Genomic DNA, 17,867 nt, shown 5'->3' on the forward strand with positions numbered 1-17,867 from the left:
TTGATTTTTCTATCTTATATCACAATCAAAATGCTACTATGAATTTAAGCTACTGGGAACGTACATCGTGGTTTTCGAATATCGATTATACCGTTATTGGCAGTGGTATTGTAGGCTTAAATTGTGCTTTAGAATTACGACGAAAGCATCCGAAGGCACGTATGCTTATTTTGGAAAAAGGAAAACTTCCTCAAGGTGCGAGTACTAAAAATGCAGGGTTTGCCTGTTTTGGCAGTATTTCTGAAATTTTATCCGACTTAAAAACACACTCAGAACAAGAGGTAATTAACCTGGTGCAAGAACGATATGATGGTATACATTCTTTACGCAACCTTTTAGGAGATGCCGCTATTGGTTATCAGAATAATGGCGGACACGAATTATTTTTAAACAAGGATTTAGATTTGTACGAGCGTTGTCTGAAGGAATTAAAGTCGATAAACGAGTTTCTACACCCCGTTTTTAAAGCGGATGCCTTTAGGGTTACTCCAGATAGCTTCGATTTCAAAGGAATTAACAGCAACTATATTTCTCAGGTTTTTGAAGGGCAAATTGATACCGGTAAGATGATGACATCTTTAGTGCAATTAGCGCAGCAAAAAGGCATCACAATTGTAAATTCAACCAAAGTACATTCTTTAGAAGATGCAGGTTCAGAAGTAATTGTCAAAACAGATGACCTAGAATTTACAACCAAAAAATTACTGATAGCTACCAATGGTTTTGCCGCTCAATTATTATCGGAGAACGTGAAACCTGCACGGGCACAAGTGTTGATTACCAAGCCAATTAAAGATTTGCATATAAAAGGCACCTTTCATTTAGAAGAAGGCTATTACTATTTCCGCAATATTGATAATCGTATTTTGTTGGGTGGTGGGCGTAATTTGGACTTTAAAGCCGAAGAAACTACTGATTTTGCTACTACTACCTTGATTGAAAACAAACTAAGGCAACTGTTAAATACAGTCATTTTACCAGATACCGACTTTGAAATCGATTACAGCTGGAGCGGTATTATGGGGGTTGGTCAACAGAAGAAACCCATTGTAAAACAAGTGTCTAATAATGTGGCATGCGGAGTGCGACTGGGCGGTATGGGTATTGCCATAGGCAGCACAATTGGTAAAAAATTGGCTAATTTGTTGAGCTGATGTATACTCCGTTTAACCTGTTTTTTTAAATCTTATCCAAAAGGCAACATTACTCTCAATTTTATTTATAAATTGTATACCCCCTTTGATTATCTATTACCCTAAATACGCTTATTAGTTTGCCTTAGAACAGCAATCTTTTAAGGTGGTTTGTAATAGCAAGTTTACTATATGAAAAAATTGATTAGAAGAATTACCTCGGCTACATTTCTAGCCGTTATAGGAATAGTGTTTCTAAATAGCTGCGGATTGACGAAAACCCACTATCAGCGAGAATACGCTAGGGTATGGAAAGAGCATATAAAAAGTGAGGCTTGGAAACAATCTCTTATTGCCGATAATTCATATACCAAAGAAGACTTATATGCCAGTACAGAAGAAGTTGCATTGGCTGATGATACTATGGAATCAGGATTCTACTCTAAATACGAATCTTTAGTATCTAGAGCTTACTTTAAGATCATTACCGAAGCAGAAAAGGCAGATGCGCAAATTACGGCAGATTATAAGTTGCTAAACGATGGTGAATCAATAGAAAAGGTAGATAAGAAAAAGGTTCAAGCAATTACAAACCGTTTCGAAGCACATAAGGCAATGCTAAGCGGACTTAAATCGTGGAATATATTTAGCGATGATCGTTCTGGTGATTTAGACTATTTTAAAGCTGAAAATAAAATAGAGATTCAAAAGATGATAAGTGCTGGTGAAAGTGATAATCAAATTGTAAATTACTTGATCTATAAACTGGCAGATCTGTACCACATTGAAGGAAACTGAATCACTTAAGATTTTAAAAAAAGAGGCTTACGCCTTTTGCGTGCATTTCGTTAACGATAGGCTAGCAAGAATACAAAATCAAATTAAAGAATTGGAGTCGGCACTAACCTCAGAGACAAAGAGTAGTGCTGGCGATAAGCATGAAACCGGTCGTGCTATGATTCAGTTAGAGCGTGAAAAACTAGGTCAGCAGTTATCAGAATTAGAAAAAACCCAACAATTACTTTCAAAGGTGCCTAAAGACAGAAATGCCCCAACGGTAGGTTTAGGTAGTTTGGTCGTTACAGATTCATTTATGTATTACATAGCCATTTCGGCAGGTGAATTTAAGAGTAAACCTAAATCAGTATACTGTATATCTGCCGCAACACCTATTGGTAAACTCGTCTTTGGGAAATCAGTCGGCGATGTTTTTAGTTTTAATGGTAAGGAGTTGGCTATTGTTGGTGTTCAATAAATACATCCTGATATTTATTTGGTTATCTTAAACCAGTAAAGATAGCCTTAACCACTTTTACAACCACCAATCATGGAAATATTCTACTTACTACTCGCGGTCATTGCCATAATTATATTGACGACAAAGCTTAAGATTCATGCTTTTCTAGCATTGTTTATCATTTCAATTTTATACGGAATTTTTGCTGGTATGCCTTATGCTGATATCATTGTATCTATCAATGATGGTTTTGGCGGTACGCTTGGTAAAATAGGTCTGATTATAGTACTTGGAGTCATCATTGGTGCGTTTTTAGAGCATACCGGTGGCGCATTTGCCATTGCAGAGAAAGTGTTGGGTTTAATAGGGAAGAAAAGAGTGACAACGGCAATGGGTATTATCGGTTATATCGTGTCTATTCCTGTCTTTGCAGATAGCGGTTTTATGCTGTTACATCCCTTAAATAAAAGTCTTTCCAAGAAAGCCAAAATATCCATTGCTGGTCCGGCAATAGCATTGGGTTTGGGCTTAATGGCATCGCATACGATGGTTCCTCCAACTCCCGGTCCTATAGCTGCGGCAGGTATTCTTGGGGCAGATTTAGGTTTGGTTATCGCTTTCGGATTTCCCACCAGTATTGTCGCCTTGATTGTCGGAATCATATTCGCTAAAAAGTATGCATCAAAAACTATGATAGCACCAGATGTTGAAGATGCACTAGAAGCAGAACAAGAAATTAAAGATTCGCCTAGCGCCTTAAAAGCATCAATACCCATTCTAGTGCCTATTTTTCTAATTGTCTTGAAGTCCGTTCTAAACTCTATGGATGTCGGACAAGAAAACGGACTATTAGATTTTATCAATTTTGTGGGAGAACCGGTCATCTCATTGTTGATTGGCGTATTCCTATGTCTGCTCTTACCTAAAAAATTAAATTATGATATGCTTTCTTCTGCAGGTTGGGTAGGCAAAGCAATTAAAGATGCGGCTTCTATATTATTGATAACTGGCGCTGGCGGAATTTTTGGTAAAATATTACAGAATTCTGGTATTGCAGAAATTCTAGGGCAAACCTTGACGGACTATAATATGGGTATTTTCTTGCCATTTGTATTGGCTGCTGCCTTAAAAACGGCACAAGGTTCTTCTACGGTGGCACTGGTAACCACAGCATCGATAATCATGCCTATGATGTCATCTTTAGGTTTTGATACCGAAATACAGAAAGCTTTAGTCGTAGTAGTTATTGGGGCGGGTTCTGCGGTAATCTCTCATGCAAACGATAGTTTCTTTTGGGTGGTAACACAAATGAGCGGCATGAATGTGAAAACTGGGTATCGCCTTTTCGGCTTAGGTACAGGTGTTCTTGGTCTTACCGGTGCGATAACCGTATTCGTATTCTATACCATTTTCGCATAAAAAACAAGAAATTTAATAATCTGGCTTTCCCCGATTCTGCTTTTTGAGGGAAGCAATTTTCTTGCCTTTTAATCTTTTTTCAATAGATGATCTGGTAGGTCTACTTTTCTTTCTAGCCTTAGGGACTATCAAAGATTTTTCTAGAAGTTTAAAGAATCGTTTAATTACCAATTCTTTATTCTTGTGCTGGCTGCGAGATTCATCGCACTGTAAAATCAGTAAACCTTCTTTACTTAGTTTGTTTTCTAATTTTAGAAGCGCTCTCTTTTTCTGGCGTTCTGTTAGTCCGCCCGAAGCTTCAATATGAAAAGATAATTCTACTTTAGAAGAAACTTTATTAGCATGCTGACCACCAGGACCACTACTTCTTATGGCTTTAAATTGTAACTCGGTAAGAATCTGTTCTTGGTTCACAACATGTTTTTAAATTAATTAGCAGCAGCTTCTTGTATGCGCTGATTGATAGTTTCTATAGCCACATTTAAAAACAATTCTTTCCCTTTTGGGTATAATTTATCTGCATTGAAAAAGATGGTTTCATCATCATCGCTTTTACTTTCTGTTAAGTAATAGGCACCCATTGGGTATGCTTTTTCTACAATAACATGAAAGCCAGATGAAGGCGAAACTCGAAACTCGTGAGCATAGACAATTATTTTTCTTTTTGTATTCGCATAGGTTTTAAGTACATCTATAGAAATCATACTTGCCTCGCCAAAAAGTGAAGCGACATATAAGTTTTTAGGATTTTTATAAAGCTCCATAGGTCTTGCCCTTGCTATAATCCCTTTATCGCGTAAAACAACGGCACGATCGGCAAAAGGTAAAACATCGTTTACATCGTGAGTTGCAACAATAGTGGTAATAAGATTCTCTTTCAGGTAATTGAAAATATTTCGACGTAAGCTATTTTTTAGAAAGTTGTCGATATGACTAAAGGGTTCATCTAAAAGTAACACTTGCGGCTTTTGAGCTAGTACTCTTGCTAAAGCGACACGTTGTTGCTGACCACCACTTAAGGTTTTCACCTTCTTATCGGCAAATTCGGTCATCTCTATCATCTCTAATAACTCTTCAGTTCTTTCTTTTAATTCATCGGGATAAAAAACAGAAAGATACTGGCTAATGTTTTCAGCAACGGTAATGAACGGCATCAAATCAAAATCTTGAGATAGGTACTTTATGAAAGGCGCACCAGGAACCAAATTGTAAGCCGGACCTAAAATTTGTTCGTCTTCCCAAAAAATTTCGCCCTGTTCTAAATCCATCAAACCGTACATTAGTTTGAGCAAGGTACTTTTACCGCATCCGCTTTCACCAATGATAGCCACATGCTCTCCACGTTGAATACGTAAATTAATAGCTTCTAAAACTGGAAGTTTATCATATGAAAATGATAGATTCTCTACTCGTAACATGTTTTTATTCTTAGGAATGCAAAATTGAAAAATCCGTTCCAATTTGAAACGGATATTTCAATAATTTATTGATTTCAAAAGGTAATTACTCCTTAAAATCTTTCAAAATACTTTTATTAGGTAGCTCGGTATAACCCATATTATAGAGTGTAAAGCCATAAATGTCTGCATATTGCTCTATAGTTTTACTTACCGGCGTACCTGCACCATGACCGGCATTTGTTTCAATTCGTATTAATGTTGGATTAGAACCTGCTTGTTTTTCTTGAAGTTCTGCGGCAAACTTAAAACTATGTGCCGGTACTACTCTGTCGTCATGATCACCGGTGGTGACCAAAGTAGCAGGGTAAGTTGTACCCGCTTTTACATTATGCACTGGCGAATATCCTTTTAAGTACTGAAACATTTCATCATCGTCTTCTGCAGTACCGTAATCATAAGCCCATCCTGCGCCAGCCGTAAATGTATGATAGCGCAACATATCCAAAACCCCAACAGCAGGCAATGCTACTTGCATTAAATCTGGTCTTTGTGTCATTGTGGCGCCAACTAGCAATCCGCCATTAGAACCTCCGCGAATAGCTAAGTATTCTTTCGATGTATATTTATTATCCACTAAATATTCTGCAGCTGCAATGAAGTCATCGAATACATTTTGTTTTTTAGTTTTGATGCCTGCATCATGCCATTTTTTACCATATTCGCCACCACCACGAAGATTGGGAACAGCATAAATTCCGCCTTGTTCCATCCAAACGGCATTACCGATACTGAATGACGGAGTTAAACTCACGTTGAATCCGCCATAGGCGTAAAGAATTGTTGGATTTTTACCATTCAACTCCGTGCCCTTTTTATAAGTAATGATCATAGGCACCTTAGTACCATCTTTGGAGGCATAGAAAACTTGCTCAGAAGTATAATCTGCAGGGTTGAAATCTATTTCTGGTTTCCAGTACAGTTCATATTCACCCGTTGCAGGCTCAAATTTATAGGTAGAACTGGGAGTGTTGTAATTGGTAAAAGAGAAATACAATTCTTTATCCTCTTTCTCACCACCAAATCCGCCAACGGATCCTATACCCGGTAATTTTACTTCTCGAATTAGTTTACCATCATAATCATATTGATTCACCTTCGAAATGGCATCGACCATATATTCGGTAAAGAAATAACCGCCACCCGTATTCGGACTTAATACATTTTCTGTTTCCGGAATAAAATCTATCCAGTTTTTTGCTTCAGGATTAGCAGCGTCAACCGTAACTATTTTCTTGTTAGGTGCATTTCTATTGGTAACGATATACAGCTTAGAGCCGATATTGTCAATAACATAGTTGTCAGAATCAGTGTCTTCGAGCATGGGGATAAGTAATCCGTTTGGGTCCTCTAAATTTTGAATAAACAGTTTGTTGCCAGAAGTAGATACAGATGCACTTATTAATAGATACTTGTTGTCTTCGGTAACATTAGCCCCAATATAGCGATGCTTTTCTAGAGAAGTGCCACCAAATATAAGCTCGTCGTCTTTTTGTGGCGTACCCAATTTATGATAGTATACTTTATGTTGGTCGGTTTTAGCCGATAGCTCACTACCTTTTGGTTTGTCATAACTAGAATAGTAAAAACCTTCATTACCTTTCCAAGAGAGTCCGCTGAATTTAATATCAATTAAAGTGTCTTCGACAATCTCTTTAGTTTCAGCATTTAGAATAATCGCTTTTCGCCAATCGCTACCACCTTCAGAAATTTGATAGGCTGCTAATGAACCATCTTTAGTAAAACTCAAACCCGCCAAAGATGTAGTGCCATCTTCTGAAAAGGTGTTTGGGTCTAAAAATACCTCAGGCTTTTCATCGCCTTTAGCTCTATAAACAACATATTGATTTTGGAGTCCGTCATTTTTCATGAAATAGGTATAATCTCCTTTTTTAAAAGGCGACCCTAGTTTCTCATAATTCCACAGTTTTTCAAGACGATTTTTTAAATCGTTTCTAAAAGGAATATGTTCTAAATAACCGAATGTAGTTTTATTCTGTTCTTTTACCCAAGCTTCGGTTTCTGGACTTCTATCATCTTCTAACCAACGATAGGGGTCTTTAACTTCGGTGCCAAAATAAGTATCTACAGTATCAACTTTTGCGGTAACAGGATAATTCACAATAATGGGTTCAGGTTTAGATTCGTTTTTACAGGAAGAAATGAGCGCAAAGACAAGTAGCGCAGGTATTACTTTTTTCATGAGTAGTTCAGTTTGTACTAAAATACCATAAAAAAACCTTCAAAACAGTGAAGTTTTGAAGGTTTTAACGTTGTAAAGGGTATAAATTAAACTAAGCCTTTTTCTACTAGGTATTCTGAAATTTGAACAGCGTTTGTTGCTGCACCTTTTCTAAGGTTATCGGCAACGATCCACATATTCAAAGTGTTTCTTTGGGTTTCATCTCTACGTATACGACCAACGAAAACCTCATCTTTATCATGAGCATATATTGGCATTGGGTAGGTATTCGTATCAGGATTATCTTGAACAGTTACTCCGGGCATTTCGTTTAACAAACGACGAACCTCGTTAAGTTCAAAGTCATTTTCGAACTCTACGTTTACAGATTCTGAATGTCCGCCAGCGGTAGGTATACGTACTGCGGTAGCACTAATTGAAAAAGTACGATCATCTAGAATTTTCTGTGGTTCACGTGCCAATTTCATTTCTTCTTTAGTGTATCCGTTTTCCATGAAAACATCGCAATGTGGTAATGCATTTCTGCCGATTGGGTAAGGGTATGCCATTTCGCCTTGTACACCTGCAATTTCATTTTCTAGTTGTTTTACCGCTTTTACCCCAGTACCAGAAACCGACTGATAGGTAGAAACAACAACACGTTTCATTTTATATTTCTTGTGCAATGGGTATAGTGCCATTACTAACTGAATGGTAGAGCAATTAGGGTTTGCTATAATTTTATCTTCAGCAGTAAGTTCGTGAGCATTGATCTCAGGAACAACCAATTTTTTGGTCGGATCCATTCGCCAAGCAGAAGAGTTGTCTACTACGGTAGTACCAACTTCTGCAAATTTTGGAGCCCATTCTAAAGAAGTGTCACCGCCTGCAGAGAAAATGGCAATATTTGGTCTTGCGGCTACAGCATCTGCTAAACCTATAACCGTATGTTCTTTACCTTTAAAGGTCATCTTTTTACCTACAGAACGTTCAGAGGCTACCAATAATAACTCCGTTAATGGAAAATTACGTTCTGCCAATACTTTCAACATTACATCGCCAACCATGCCTGTGGCACCAATTACAGCTACTTTCATTTGTAAAACAATTATATTAAGCGGCAAAAATACGTATTACTGGTACTTGCACAAGTAAAAAAGAATAGAATAATCAAAATATAACAAATTGTTTAAAATATAACAAATGATTATGTGGAGGTAACTTGGAAAGTGTGCTATAAAAAAGAACCGTCAACAATGTTAGCGAAACAAAGTTGACGGTTTTAATTAATGTAAGTTGCAGTGCAACGGTACCCTATAACTAGGGAGTATTATTAAGATTACTTTTTTAAAGCATCTCTTATCTCTGCTAATAACTCTTCTGCAGTTGGTCCTGCTGGTGCAGCTGGAGCTGGAGGAGTTTTAGTTTTGTTGTAAGCTTTAACAATGATAAACATTACGAATCCAACAATAAGAAGGTTAACGATAGCATTTACCCATGCACCCCAACGGATAGCATTTTCTGGCTTAGCGATTGCGCCATCAGCACCAACAACAGCTTCATCTAATACGATTTTCAAATCAGCGAAATCAACTCCACCTGCGAAGTGACCTACGATTGGCATGATGATATCAGCAACAAATCCGTTTACTACTAATCCTACTGCTCCAGCTAAAATAACTGCTACAGCAAAATCGATGACGTTACCCGTCAAAATAAAATTCTTGAATTCTTTTAACATGTTTACTTAATTTATATTAATGGTTAAATTTAAAAAGTAACGCAATTTACTAAAAAATTTGATTCCTTAATGAAATGTTAACGATTCAATTTATTAAAACTCGCTTTATGCGTTGAGAAAGTCCCGTAAGTATTTCATACGTTATGGTTTGGGCAGTCTCCGCAAATTCGTTTGCGGACAGGCTTTTTCCAAAAATTTCTACTTCATCCCCTTCTTCACATTCAATATTGGTGACATCGACCATAATCATATCCATACAAACATTTCCAATAATTGGAGCTAATTTTCCGTGTATACTAACATATGTTTTTCCATGACCATATTCTCTACCAATACCATCTGCATGACCTAAAGGCAAGGTTGCGGTTATGGTTTTGTGGTCAGATTTGTATTTACGATTGTAGCCAACAGATTCCCCCGTAGGTATAGTATGTTTTTGAGAAATAATCGTTTTTAGGGTCATTACAGGTTGTAATTCTGCATCTATATGTGGTTCGTTACCATAACCGTAAAGTCCGATTCCACTTCTAACCATATCATACTGTGCATGTGGGTAATTGATAATACCCGAAGTATTTAGCACATGCTTTAAAGTCTTGGTTTTGAAAAGTTCATCTGCTTTATTACAAATAGCGTTGAACCGTTCTAGCTGAAGGTTGGTAAAGTCGGTTTCGTTAGCATCTTCAGTAGCGGCTAAATGCGATAACAGTGCAATGACCTGAATCGCTTTTTGTTGATCAATAAGAGAAGAGATTTCAGGTAAGTCATCCGCAGAAAAACCTAATCTATTGAGTCCTGTATTAAATTTTAAGTGAATAGGATATTCTGTTTTACCCATTGCTTCGGCAGTTGCTATAAAATCAGATAGAATATTTTTTGAATATATGCTAGGCTCAAGATTCTTTTCGATGAGCGTTTTAAAATGGGTTTTCTGTGGGTGAAGCACTAAAATAGGTGCAGTAATACCGCCTTCTCTAAGCGTTACACCTTCATTTACATAAGCAACAGCAAAATAATCAACGCCTAAATTTTGAAGGTATGTGGCAATAGCAACAGAATCACTGCCATAAGCATATGCCTTTACTACCGCCATAAATTTGGTGTCGGGCTTTATTTTAGAACGTAAAAAAGTGTAGTTATGACCAAGTGCCTTTAGATCAATTTCTAAAACGGTTTCCTCTGCCTTAGCCATTTTCATTCTTTTTGATGGTATCGATTTCCTCAGATTTTACATCCATCGTTTTCACCTTTTCTTTCAGCATAGCCTTGTAATATGCACCTCTGCTTAAAGGTTCATATTCATTTACTTCGCCCAACATGACCAATTTATCGTTATTAGATTTTCTAAAACTATAATTTGCCAAGTTGCCCGTACGTGTGCAAATGGCGTGTACTTTGGTGACATATTCTGCGGTAGCCATAAGAGCAGGCATGGGTCCGAATGGTTTTCCTTTAAAGTCCATGTCTAATCCGGCAACAATAACTCTAACACCTTTATTTGCTAGGTCATTGCAAATGGTAACTATTTCATCATCAAAAAATTGGGCTTCATCAATGCCGATGACATCGCAAGTATCTGCAAGAATACGAATATTGGCAGCTGCGGGTACCGGAGTAGAACGAATTTCATTGGCATCATGCGAAACCACCATTTCATCATCATAACGGGTATCTACCATAGGTTTAAAGATTTCAACCTTTAATTTGGCAAACTGCGCTCTTTTAAGTCTACGAATCAATTCTTCTGTCTTTCCAGAAAACATTGAGCCGGCAATGACTTCTATCCAGCCGAATTGTTCTTTATGATTAACTGTGTTTTCAAGAAACATTTTGTAATTTTAGACGAAAATAATGGGTTTTTCGTTTATTCTTTAAAGATGTTAAAGGTATTTAAAAAACCCACTATTTAGGTCTTTACCGTAAAATTTGTGAGATGAAAAATAAGTTGAAACTGGAATTGAGAAAGTTATCTACAGAAATTTTGACTGCTGATAATTTAGATGATGTAACAAATTTGTATGAGGTTTCTAAAAACCTATACGAGAAACTTGCTGTGCTTAAGTTTATTGAGGTAGAACTTAATGATATGGAAGTTAATGTATCTAAAAATGCTATTGCGGCAAAATTTGAAGAAATGGCGAATGCCGTAATGAAAGGAAATACAGGAGTGCCGGAAAGTAATCCGCATGAAGAGGATATAGTGAAGCACCCAGGCATGGAAACTATTAAGGGTTTCATTTCTGAAATGCCAGATAATGATCAGTTAGAAGATGTTTTGGCAGAATTTATGTCAAAGCCTAATCTAATGAAAAATGACATGGAGCTTTTTACACCATCTAAAGAAGACTTAAAGCAAACGGATGCTGCACCAAAATCATTAAATGACCGTTTGGCAAAAAGTAATGTAAAAGTAGATTTGAATGATCGCTTGGCATTTGTAAAACATTTATTCAATGATAACATGGAAGATTACAACCGTGTGCTATCTCAGTTAAATACCATAGATACTGAAGAACGCTCAATTTCATTTATAAAAAATATGGTGAAGCCAGACTATAATAATTGGGCTGGTAAAGAACCCTATGAAGAGCGATTTATTGAATTGGTATCTCGTAGATTCTCTTAATTAAGATTAAGATTTGTATCAAAAACCCAGCACCTGTGTTGGGTTTTTTACTCAATAATCAAGATTTAAACACCTTGCGTTTACGTCGAAATTTAATTTAAATTTTCAATTCAATGCCTCGTGGGTCTGCCTTGAGGTTTTTTACTTTAAAATACATGGGAAAGCTTTATTTAGTACCTACACCGATCGGAAATTTAGAGGATATGACCCTAAGGGCAATTCGAATTCTTAAGGAGGTAGATTTAATACTTGCGGAAGACACACGTACCAGCGGAAAATTATTACATCATTTTGAGATTGGCACGCAGATGAAAAGCCACCATATGCACAACGAGCATAATATGGTCGACTATCTAGTAGGAAAACTAAAAGGAGGTGAGAATATTGCACTAATTTCAGATGCAGGTACGCCGGCAATTTCTGACCCCGGATTTTTGTTAACTCGTGCCTGTGTAGAAGCGGGCGTTGAAGTGGAATGCTTACCAGGGGCAACAGCATTCGTGCCGGCATTGGTCAATAGTGGCTTGCCGAACGACAAGTTTGTTTTTGAGGGTTTTTTACCCGTAAAAAAAGGAAGACAGACCCGATTGAAATTACTGGCAGAAGAACCACGTACCATTATCTTTTATGAATCTCCACATAAGCTATTAAAGACCTTGGGTAATTTTGTGGAATATTTCGGAGCAGAAAGACCTATTTCTGTCTCAAGAGAGTTGACCAAGCTGTACGAAGAAACAGTTCGAGGCACAGCCGAAGAAGTACTAAAGCATTTTACAGAGAAACCACCAAAAGGGGAAATTGTAATTGTTGTTGGGGGTAACAAGTAGAAACTTCTGCAACAGCTTCAAATTCCTATAACCCAAGTGTTAATTCTAAGAAATTCGTAAGAATATTACAAAATCAGAATTATCTTCGTGGCGATTAATGAAAAAAATTCTCACATATACATTTATACTGTTATACCTCACGGCGATGGTAAAACCGGTATTGCCTGTGTTGGAGTATGTAATTAATCAAGACTACATTGCTGAAGTTTTGTGTATTAATAAAGATAAACCGATGCTTAATTGTGATGGTAAATGCTACCTGTCGCAAATGATAAAAAAGCAGCAACAAGAAGATCATCAAGATATTCCTTCTGCGGATCTTCGTGAATACCCTATTGGTTTTGTAAGTATTTTCGATTTCAATTTTCAAAGTACAATAGTTGAAACAAAAGTGGTTTCAATGCATCCTAATTTAAACGAGAAACAGTTTATATCGGCTGTTTTTCATCCGCCTAACTTCTTGTCTTAAATACAACTTAGCATACGTATGCCTTTTTTGAAAAGGTAGATGCTGTTGTACACCCGCACCACGACACATAATCTATAGTCGTGTACACAATCAATTATTTTAAAATCATGCCTAAGACATTGTCATTAGGTAAAACCATTACATAAACTAAGGTGTAGTACGTCGTAATACTTTTGGTAAAAACCAGAGGTATAGCTTCGCGAATTATATCGAATAATTAATAAATCAACACATGAAATCTATATATAAAATTTTTGCAATAACTCTATTATTAAGTGTATTCGCTAGCTGCAGTAGCGATGATGATGCAACGGCAGAACTAATGGGAGAAAACAGTGTAACCCTAGAGTTCGATAATAGTGTAGGATCAGACGATTTACTATTGGCAACTTCTAGTTATACCAACTCGCAGAACGAAACTTTGACCATTACAAGATTAAATTACATTGTAAGTAACTTCAGTTTAACCAATGATGCAGGTGAAGTATTTACATATGATAAAGATGACAGCTATTTTGTTACAAGTGAAGAAACGGGTAGCACAGAAGTAGTACTAGAGAATATACCAGCAGGCACGTATGTATCTGTAACTTTCGGTGTAGGCGTAGACCAAGAAAAATACCTTCAAGGTGCAGAAGGTCAAGGCGATTTTTTAACTGTAGCAGAAGAAACCAACATGATGTGGTCGTGGCAAGCGGGCTACAAGTTTTTAAATTTTGAAGGAACTTTTACTTCAGAAACGGTAACAGAAGCAACAGACTTTAAAGTACACATGGGTAGCCACGGATCTAGTTTAGATAACTATAAAGAAGTAACCTTGAGTTTGGGTACAGATGCTTTAGTAAGTGATGAAATGTCTCCTATAATCCATATGGTAGCAGATGCCAATACCATTTTGGACGGGGAGAATAAACTGTCTTTGACTGAGCAGTCGGTTATAATGGTAAGCGAAGAAAAATCACCAAAAGTAGCATTGAACACTGCCAATATGTTTACAGTAGATCATGTTCATAACGGTACGGGAGACTCACACTAAATTAATAGGGGTCGCTCATTTTTGGCGACCCTATTTTAAAATTATAACAGATGAAATATCTATTTTGGGTATTACTGTCCGTTTTTTTGGTGTCATGCAATGAAGATGATGAGTACGTAGTTATTGAGAATACTTTTTTAACGGTAGACGTTCCTGAGAATTTTCCTGAGTTGGCTTATGATATTGAAGCAAATCCGCCAACACAATTGGGCTTTGAGTTGGGTAAGAAATTATTCTATGATGGCAAACTATCCTCAAGCGGATTTATCTCTTGCGGCTTTTGTCACGAGCAGAGTTCAGCGTTCACCCACCACGGACATCAATTTAGTCACGGCGTAAATGACTTAGAGGGTACAAGAAATACGCCTACCATATCTAACATGGCATTTTTTACCGAATTTGCTTGGGATGGTGCTACATCACACTTAGATCTTTTTCCAATAATCCCTATTACCAATGAGGTAGAAATGGGTGAAACCATGACTGGTGTCATCAATAAACTCATAGCCGATGCCGAGTATCAAAAAGAATTTGAAATGGCTTTTGAAGAAGGTGGTGTAAACGCAGAGAATTTTTTAAAAGCGATATCTCAGTTTATGGTTATGATGATTTCTTCAAATAGTAAATACGATAAGTATGTTCGAAATGAAGAAGGTGGAGAATTGACCGAAACAGAAACATTTGGTTTATCGGTTTTTCAGCAAAATTGCGCTTCATGCCACGCTACAGATTTATTTACAGATGGTAGTTTTAGAAACAATGGTCTACCGCCTAATCCGCAATTAAATGATATTGGCAGAGCAGAGGTAAGCGGTAGCGATAGTGATAATTATAAGTTTAAAGTACCAAGTTTAAGAAACGTATCATTGACTGCGCCCTACATGCATGATGGCAGGTTCGGTAGTTTAGAATCTGTGTTAAATTTCTACACCAATGGTATGATAGCATCAGAAACCTTGGATGATTCTTTACAAACCGAGGACGGATTAGGAATTGCATTAAACGATGAAGAAAAAGAGGGATTGTTAGCCTTTTTTGAAATTTTGACGGATGATACTTTTATAAATGACGAACGATTTTCAGAATATTAAAATATGAATAAGATTATAATAATATTGATGCTTGGCGGATTATTTACTGCTCAAGCAAACGATTTGCCAGAAGAAACTAGCGAATGTATTTGGAAAAATACAGCCTATAAATATTTCTGTGATACCTGCGGATGCGGAGGAAATGGAGGTAGTATGGGTTTCGGAACCGGATTGAATAATAACTTTGTGGGTTTAAGATACATTGGTCAAAAGTATCGCTCTAGAGATGGTATTTTTGATAATTCCCCATGGATAAATGAAAACTTCAACACCGTACAGGCATGGGGAAAATTCCCAGTTGGGAAACGAGTTTTGGTAAATGCCCTGCTTCCGTATCATTCGCATAACAGAACATTTGCCGATAATACAGAGCAGACTATAAATGGTATTGGTGACGCAACAGTTTTAGCATATTATAATGTGCTTCGTCAAACACCCGATAGTGTAATTTCCATTAAACCAGAACATGCATGGCAAATTGGTGGTGGTGTAAAAATGCCCACCGGTAGCTTTGATGCTGCGAACATTGAAGGCAGTGTCAACCCAAGTTTTCAATTAGGAACTGGTAGTTGGGATTATATTTTGGCAACTAATTATGGTATTACGCATAGAAATTGGGGGTTATCTGCATTATTGAATTACACCATAAAGACAGAGAATAGTAAAAACTACTTGTTCGGTAATCAATGGAATGCAGCACTGAATACCTATAAAACATATTATGTTTCTCCGTCAGTATCTTTTACTCCGCAAGTAGGTTTAGGTGCCGAGTACTTTGAAGAAAACAAGGAGTTTAGTCTGATAGTGCCAGATACTGGAGGCGATGTATATTTTGCACGCTTCGGATTAGAAACAAATTATAACAGATATGCATTAGGCATTTCAAGTATGATTCCGATTTCGCAAAATTTGAATGAAGGTAAAGTAGAGGTGAAAAATAGGGTTTCGTTATATTTGAATATCAATATTTAAGAAATAACCCTTTTTAAGTCCAAAACCAGTAACGATGACATTAGCAGAGTTCAAGAATAAACTAAAGACCACACCGAAAGAAATTAATTTTTCTGACACCATGGTTGTAATTGATTCTAAATATAGTTTTACACCAACTGCATATACTAACGGTAATGTAAGTAATGAAGTTGGTCAAAATTCAGGTTCTTGTAAATTATTCTCTTTTGCTATTAAAGAAGGACTTTCAAAAGAAGAAACTTTGGCTTGTTTTGGTCAGTATTATTTTGACGAAGTACTTCTTGATCTTAAAGGAAGCTCGCACCAAAATATAAGAAACTTTATGAATACGGGCTTTGAAGGCTTGACTTTTGATGGCGAAGCATTGAAGTTGCTTTAGGGTCATAAATTATACATCAATTACGCCATGCAAGATTTATTATCTGAAATAAGAGGTTGTGAAGTTTGCAAGGCGCATTTGCCTTTAGAGCCGCGGCCTATTGTTGCAGGTTCTAAAAACTCTAAAATAATAGTAATAGGTCAGGCACCGGGCAGAAAGGCCCATGTAGAAAATAAACCGTGGGATGACCCAAGTGGTAAGAAGCTACGAGAATGGTTAGGTGTCACTGATGAAGAATTTTATAATCCTGATAATTTCGGAATTATACCCATGGGATTCTGTTACCCAGGTAAAGGTAAGTCGGGTGACTTGCCACCTAGAAAAGAATGCGCCCCGTTATGGCACCCAAGAGTATGGGAAGAATTTAAAAATGTGAAACTGATATTGCTAATCGGCAAATACGCGCAAGACCAATATCTAGGTAAACAAGCAAAAAAGAATCTGACGGAGAACGTTTTACACTACGAGGAATACTTGCCAAAATATTTTCTTCTTCCTCACCCATCGCCAGTAAATCGTTTTTGGCGAAGTAAAAATCCATGGTTTGAAGAAGATGTTGTTGGGGAGTTACAGCAATTAGTAGCTAAGATTTTGAAATAGGTTCCGTCATTTCACCCTATAGTACTAGGTGGAAATTTAAAGTATACATCAATAACATCATGCAAGATTTATTATCTGAAATAAGAGATTGTACTGTTTGTAAGGCGCACTTGCCTTTAGAACCACGACCCATTGTTGCAGGTACTACGAATTCTAAAATCATATTGGTAAGTCAGGCGCCAGGTAGAAAAGCTCATGTTGAGAACAAAGCTTGGGACGAACCCAGTGGCAGAAAACTGCGAGAATGGTTGGGAGTTTCTGATGAGGTATTCTTTAATCCTGATAATTTTGCGGTATTGCCCATGGGGTTCTGTTATCCTGGTAAAGGAAAAACTGGCGATTTGCCACCTAGAAAAGAATGCGCCCCATTATGGCATTCGCAAGTATGGGGTGAATTTAAAAACGTAAAACTGATTCTACTTATTGGTAAATATTCACAAAACCAATATTTAGGGAAGCAAGCAAAAAAGAATCTGACCGAAAACGTTTTGCATTACAAAGAATACCTGCCAAAGTATTTTCTTTTACCACACCCATCGCCAGTAAATCATTTTTGGCGAAGTAAGAATCCGTGGTTTGAAGAAGAGGTAGTTGGGGAACTGCAGGAATTGGTTGCTAAGATTTTGAATTAGTTATTCGTCATTGCGATTCCGATAGCTATTGGAAGAAGCAATCTGTTTGTTTTAAGTAGGTGTTCC

General features: G+C 37.1%; 20 protein-coding genes. 13 read left to right on the forward strand and 7 right to left on the reverse strand.

The features are described from left to right. Positions 1–38: 38 nt before the first annotated feature. From ACJJVT_RS17055 to ACJJVT_RS17070, 4 genes are all read left to right on the forward strand, one after another. The gene (locus ACJJVT_RS17055) at positions 39–1,154 is read left to right on the forward strand and encodes an NAD(P)/FAD-dependent oxidoreductase (RefSeq protein ID WP_405400303.1); all 1,116 of its coding nucleotides are present in this window, start codon (positions 39–41) and stop codon (positions 1,152–1,154) included. A gap of 171 nt (positions 1,155–1,325) precedes the next feature. Next, a complete protein-coding gene (locus ACJJVT_RS17060; protein WP_405400305.1) occupies positions 1,326–1,931 on the forward strand; it encodes a hypothetical protein in 606 nt (201 codons plus the stop codon). Further along, the gene (locus ACJJVT_RS17065) at positions 1,918–2,388 is read left to right on the forward strand and encodes a 3-oxoacyl-ACP synthase (RefSeq protein WP_405400306.1); all 471 of its coding nucleotides are present in this window, start codon (positions 1,918–1,920) and stop codon (positions 2,386–2,388) included. Before ACJJVT_RS17060 ends, ACJJVT_RS17065 begins: the two co-directional genes overlap by 14 nt. Before the next feature lie 72 nt (positions 2,389–2,460). Continuing rightward, positions 2,461–3,789 (forward strand): GntP family permease, encoded by a 1,329-nt coding sequence (locus ACJJVT_RS17070; protein WP_405400308.1) that lies wholly within the window; start codon positions 2,461–2,463, stop codon positions 3,787–3,789. Between the two features lie 12 nt (positions 3,790–3,801). On the opposite strand, the gene arfB is transcribed toward ACJJVT_RS17070, so the two are convergent. From arfB to ACJJVT_RS17105, 7 genes are all read right to left on the reverse strand, one after another. Next, on the reverse strand, positions 3,802–4,203 hold the full coding sequence (arfB, locus tag ACJJVT_RS17075) for an alternative ribosome rescue aminoacyl-tRNA hydrolase ArfB (protein WP_405400309.1): 402 nt from the start codon (positions 4,201–4,203) through the stop codon (positions 3,802–3,804). A 14-nt stretch (positions 4,204–4,217) separates the two neighbouring features. Continuing rightward, on the reverse strand, positions 4,218–5,207 hold the full coding sequence (locus tag ACJJVT_RS17080) for an ABC transporter ATP-binding protein (RefSeq protein WP_405400310.1): 990 nt from the start codon (positions 5,205–5,207) through the stop codon (positions 4,218–4,220). Positions 5,208–5,292: 85 nt separating this feature from the next. Next, a complete protein-coding gene (locus ACJJVT_RS17085) occupies positions 5,293–7,449 on the reverse strand; it encodes a prolyl oligopeptidase family protein (RefSeq protein ID WP_405400311.1) in 2,157 nt (718 codons plus the stop codon). Positions 7,450–7,535: 86 nt separating this feature from the next. Continuing rightward, the gene (locus ACJJVT_RS17090) at positions 7,536–8,525 is read right to left on the reverse strand and encodes an aspartate-semialdehyde dehydrogenase (RefSeq protein WP_405400313.1); all 990 of its coding nucleotides are present in this window, start codon (positions 8,523–8,525) and stop codon (positions 7,536–7,538) included. Between the two features lie 242 nt (positions 8,526–8,767). Further along, on the reverse strand, positions 8,768–9,169 hold the full coding sequence (gene mscL / locus ACJJVT_RS17095; RefSeq protein ID WP_276491319.1) for a large conductance mechanosensitive channel protein MscL: 402 nt from the start codon (positions 9,167–9,169) through the stop codon (positions 8,768–8,770). A gap of 85 nt (positions 9,170–9,254) precedes the next feature. Next, positions 9,255–10,361 (reverse strand): alanine racemase, encoded by a 1,107-nt coding sequence (gene alr / locus ACJJVT_RS17100; RefSeq protein ID WP_405400314.1) that lies wholly within the window; start codon positions 10,359–10,361, stop codon positions 9,255–9,257. Next, a complete protein-coding gene (locus tag ACJJVT_RS17105; protein ID WP_405400315.1) occupies positions 10,354–10,998 on the reverse strand; it encodes a thymidine kinase in 645 nt (214 codons plus the stop codon). Before ACJJVT_RS17105 ends, alr begins: the two co-directional genes overlap by 8 nt. A 104-nt stretch (positions 10,999–11,102) precedes the next feature. Here ACJJVT_RS17105 and ACJJVT_RS17110 point away from each other — a divergent pair, with 104 nt between their 5' ends. The 9 genes from ACJJVT_RS17110 (at position 11,103) to ACJJVT_RS17150 (ending at position 17,801) form a co-directional block, all read left to right on the forward strand. Beyond that, a complete protein-coding gene (locus ACJJVT_RS17110) occupies positions 11,103–11,795 on the forward strand; it encodes a hypothetical protein (RefSeq protein ID WP_405400317.1) in 693 nt (230 codons plus the stop codon). A 155-nt stretch (positions 11,796–11,950) separates the two neighbouring features. After that, entirely contained in the window at positions 11,951–12,622 is a 672-nt protein-coding gene (rsmI, locus tag ACJJVT_RS17115) for a 16S rRNA (cytidine(1402)-2'-O)-methyltransferase (protein ID WP_405400319.1), read from the forward strand. Between the two features lie 97 nt (positions 12,623–12,719). Then, the gene (locus tag ACJJVT_RS17120) at positions 12,720–13,091 is read left to right on the forward strand and encodes a hypothetical protein (RefSeq protein ID WP_405400320.1); all 372 of its coding nucleotides are present in this window, start codon (positions 12,720–12,722) and stop codon (positions 13,089–13,091) included. A gap of 232 nt (positions 13,092–13,323) precedes the next feature. Beyond that, positions 13,324–14,127: an MbnP family protein gene (locus ACJJVT_RS17125; protein WP_405400322.1), complete on the forward strand. Its 804-nt coding sequence runs from the start codon at positions 13,324–13,326 to the stop codon at positions 14,125–14,127. A 50-nt stretch (positions 14,128–14,177) separates the two neighbouring features. Beyond that, on the forward strand, positions 14,178–15,218 hold the full coding sequence (locus ACJJVT_RS17130; RefSeq protein WP_405400323.1) for a cytochrome-c peroxidase: 1,041 nt from the start codon (positions 14,178–14,180) through the stop codon (positions 15,216–15,218). Positions 15,219–15,221: 3 nt separating this feature from the next. Next, a complete protein-coding gene (locus ACJJVT_RS17135) occupies positions 15,222–16,190 on the forward strand; it encodes a transporter (RefSeq protein ID WP_405400325.1) in 969 nt (322 codons plus the stop codon). A 34-nt stretch (positions 16,191–16,224) separates the two neighbouring features. Continuing rightward, positions 16,225–16,569: a HopJ type III effector protein gene (locus tag ACJJVT_RS17140; RefSeq protein WP_405400327.1), complete on the forward strand. Its 345-nt coding sequence runs from the start codon at positions 16,225–16,227 to the stop codon at positions 16,567–16,569. A 27-nt stretch (positions 16,570–16,596) separates the two neighbouring features. After that, a complete protein-coding gene (locus ACJJVT_RS17145; protein ID WP_405400329.1) occupies positions 16,597–17,169 on the forward strand; it encodes a uracil-DNA glycosylase family protein in 573 nt (190 codons plus the stop codon). A 59-nt stretch (positions 17,170–17,228) separates the two neighbouring features. Further along, positions 17,229–17,801, forward strand: a complete 573-nt coding sequence (locus ACJJVT_RS17150; protein ID WP_405400331.1) for a uracil-DNA glycosylase family protein — start codon at positions 17,229–17,231, stop codon at positions 17,799–17,801. Positions 17,802–17,867: the final 66 nt, after the last annotated feature.

Source organism: Maribacter sp. Asnod2-G09, from assembly GCF_045063795.1.
In the GTDB taxonomy this organism is placed as follows: domain Bacteria; phylum Bacteroidota; class Bacteroidia; order Flavobacteriales; family Flavobacteriaceae; genus Maribacter.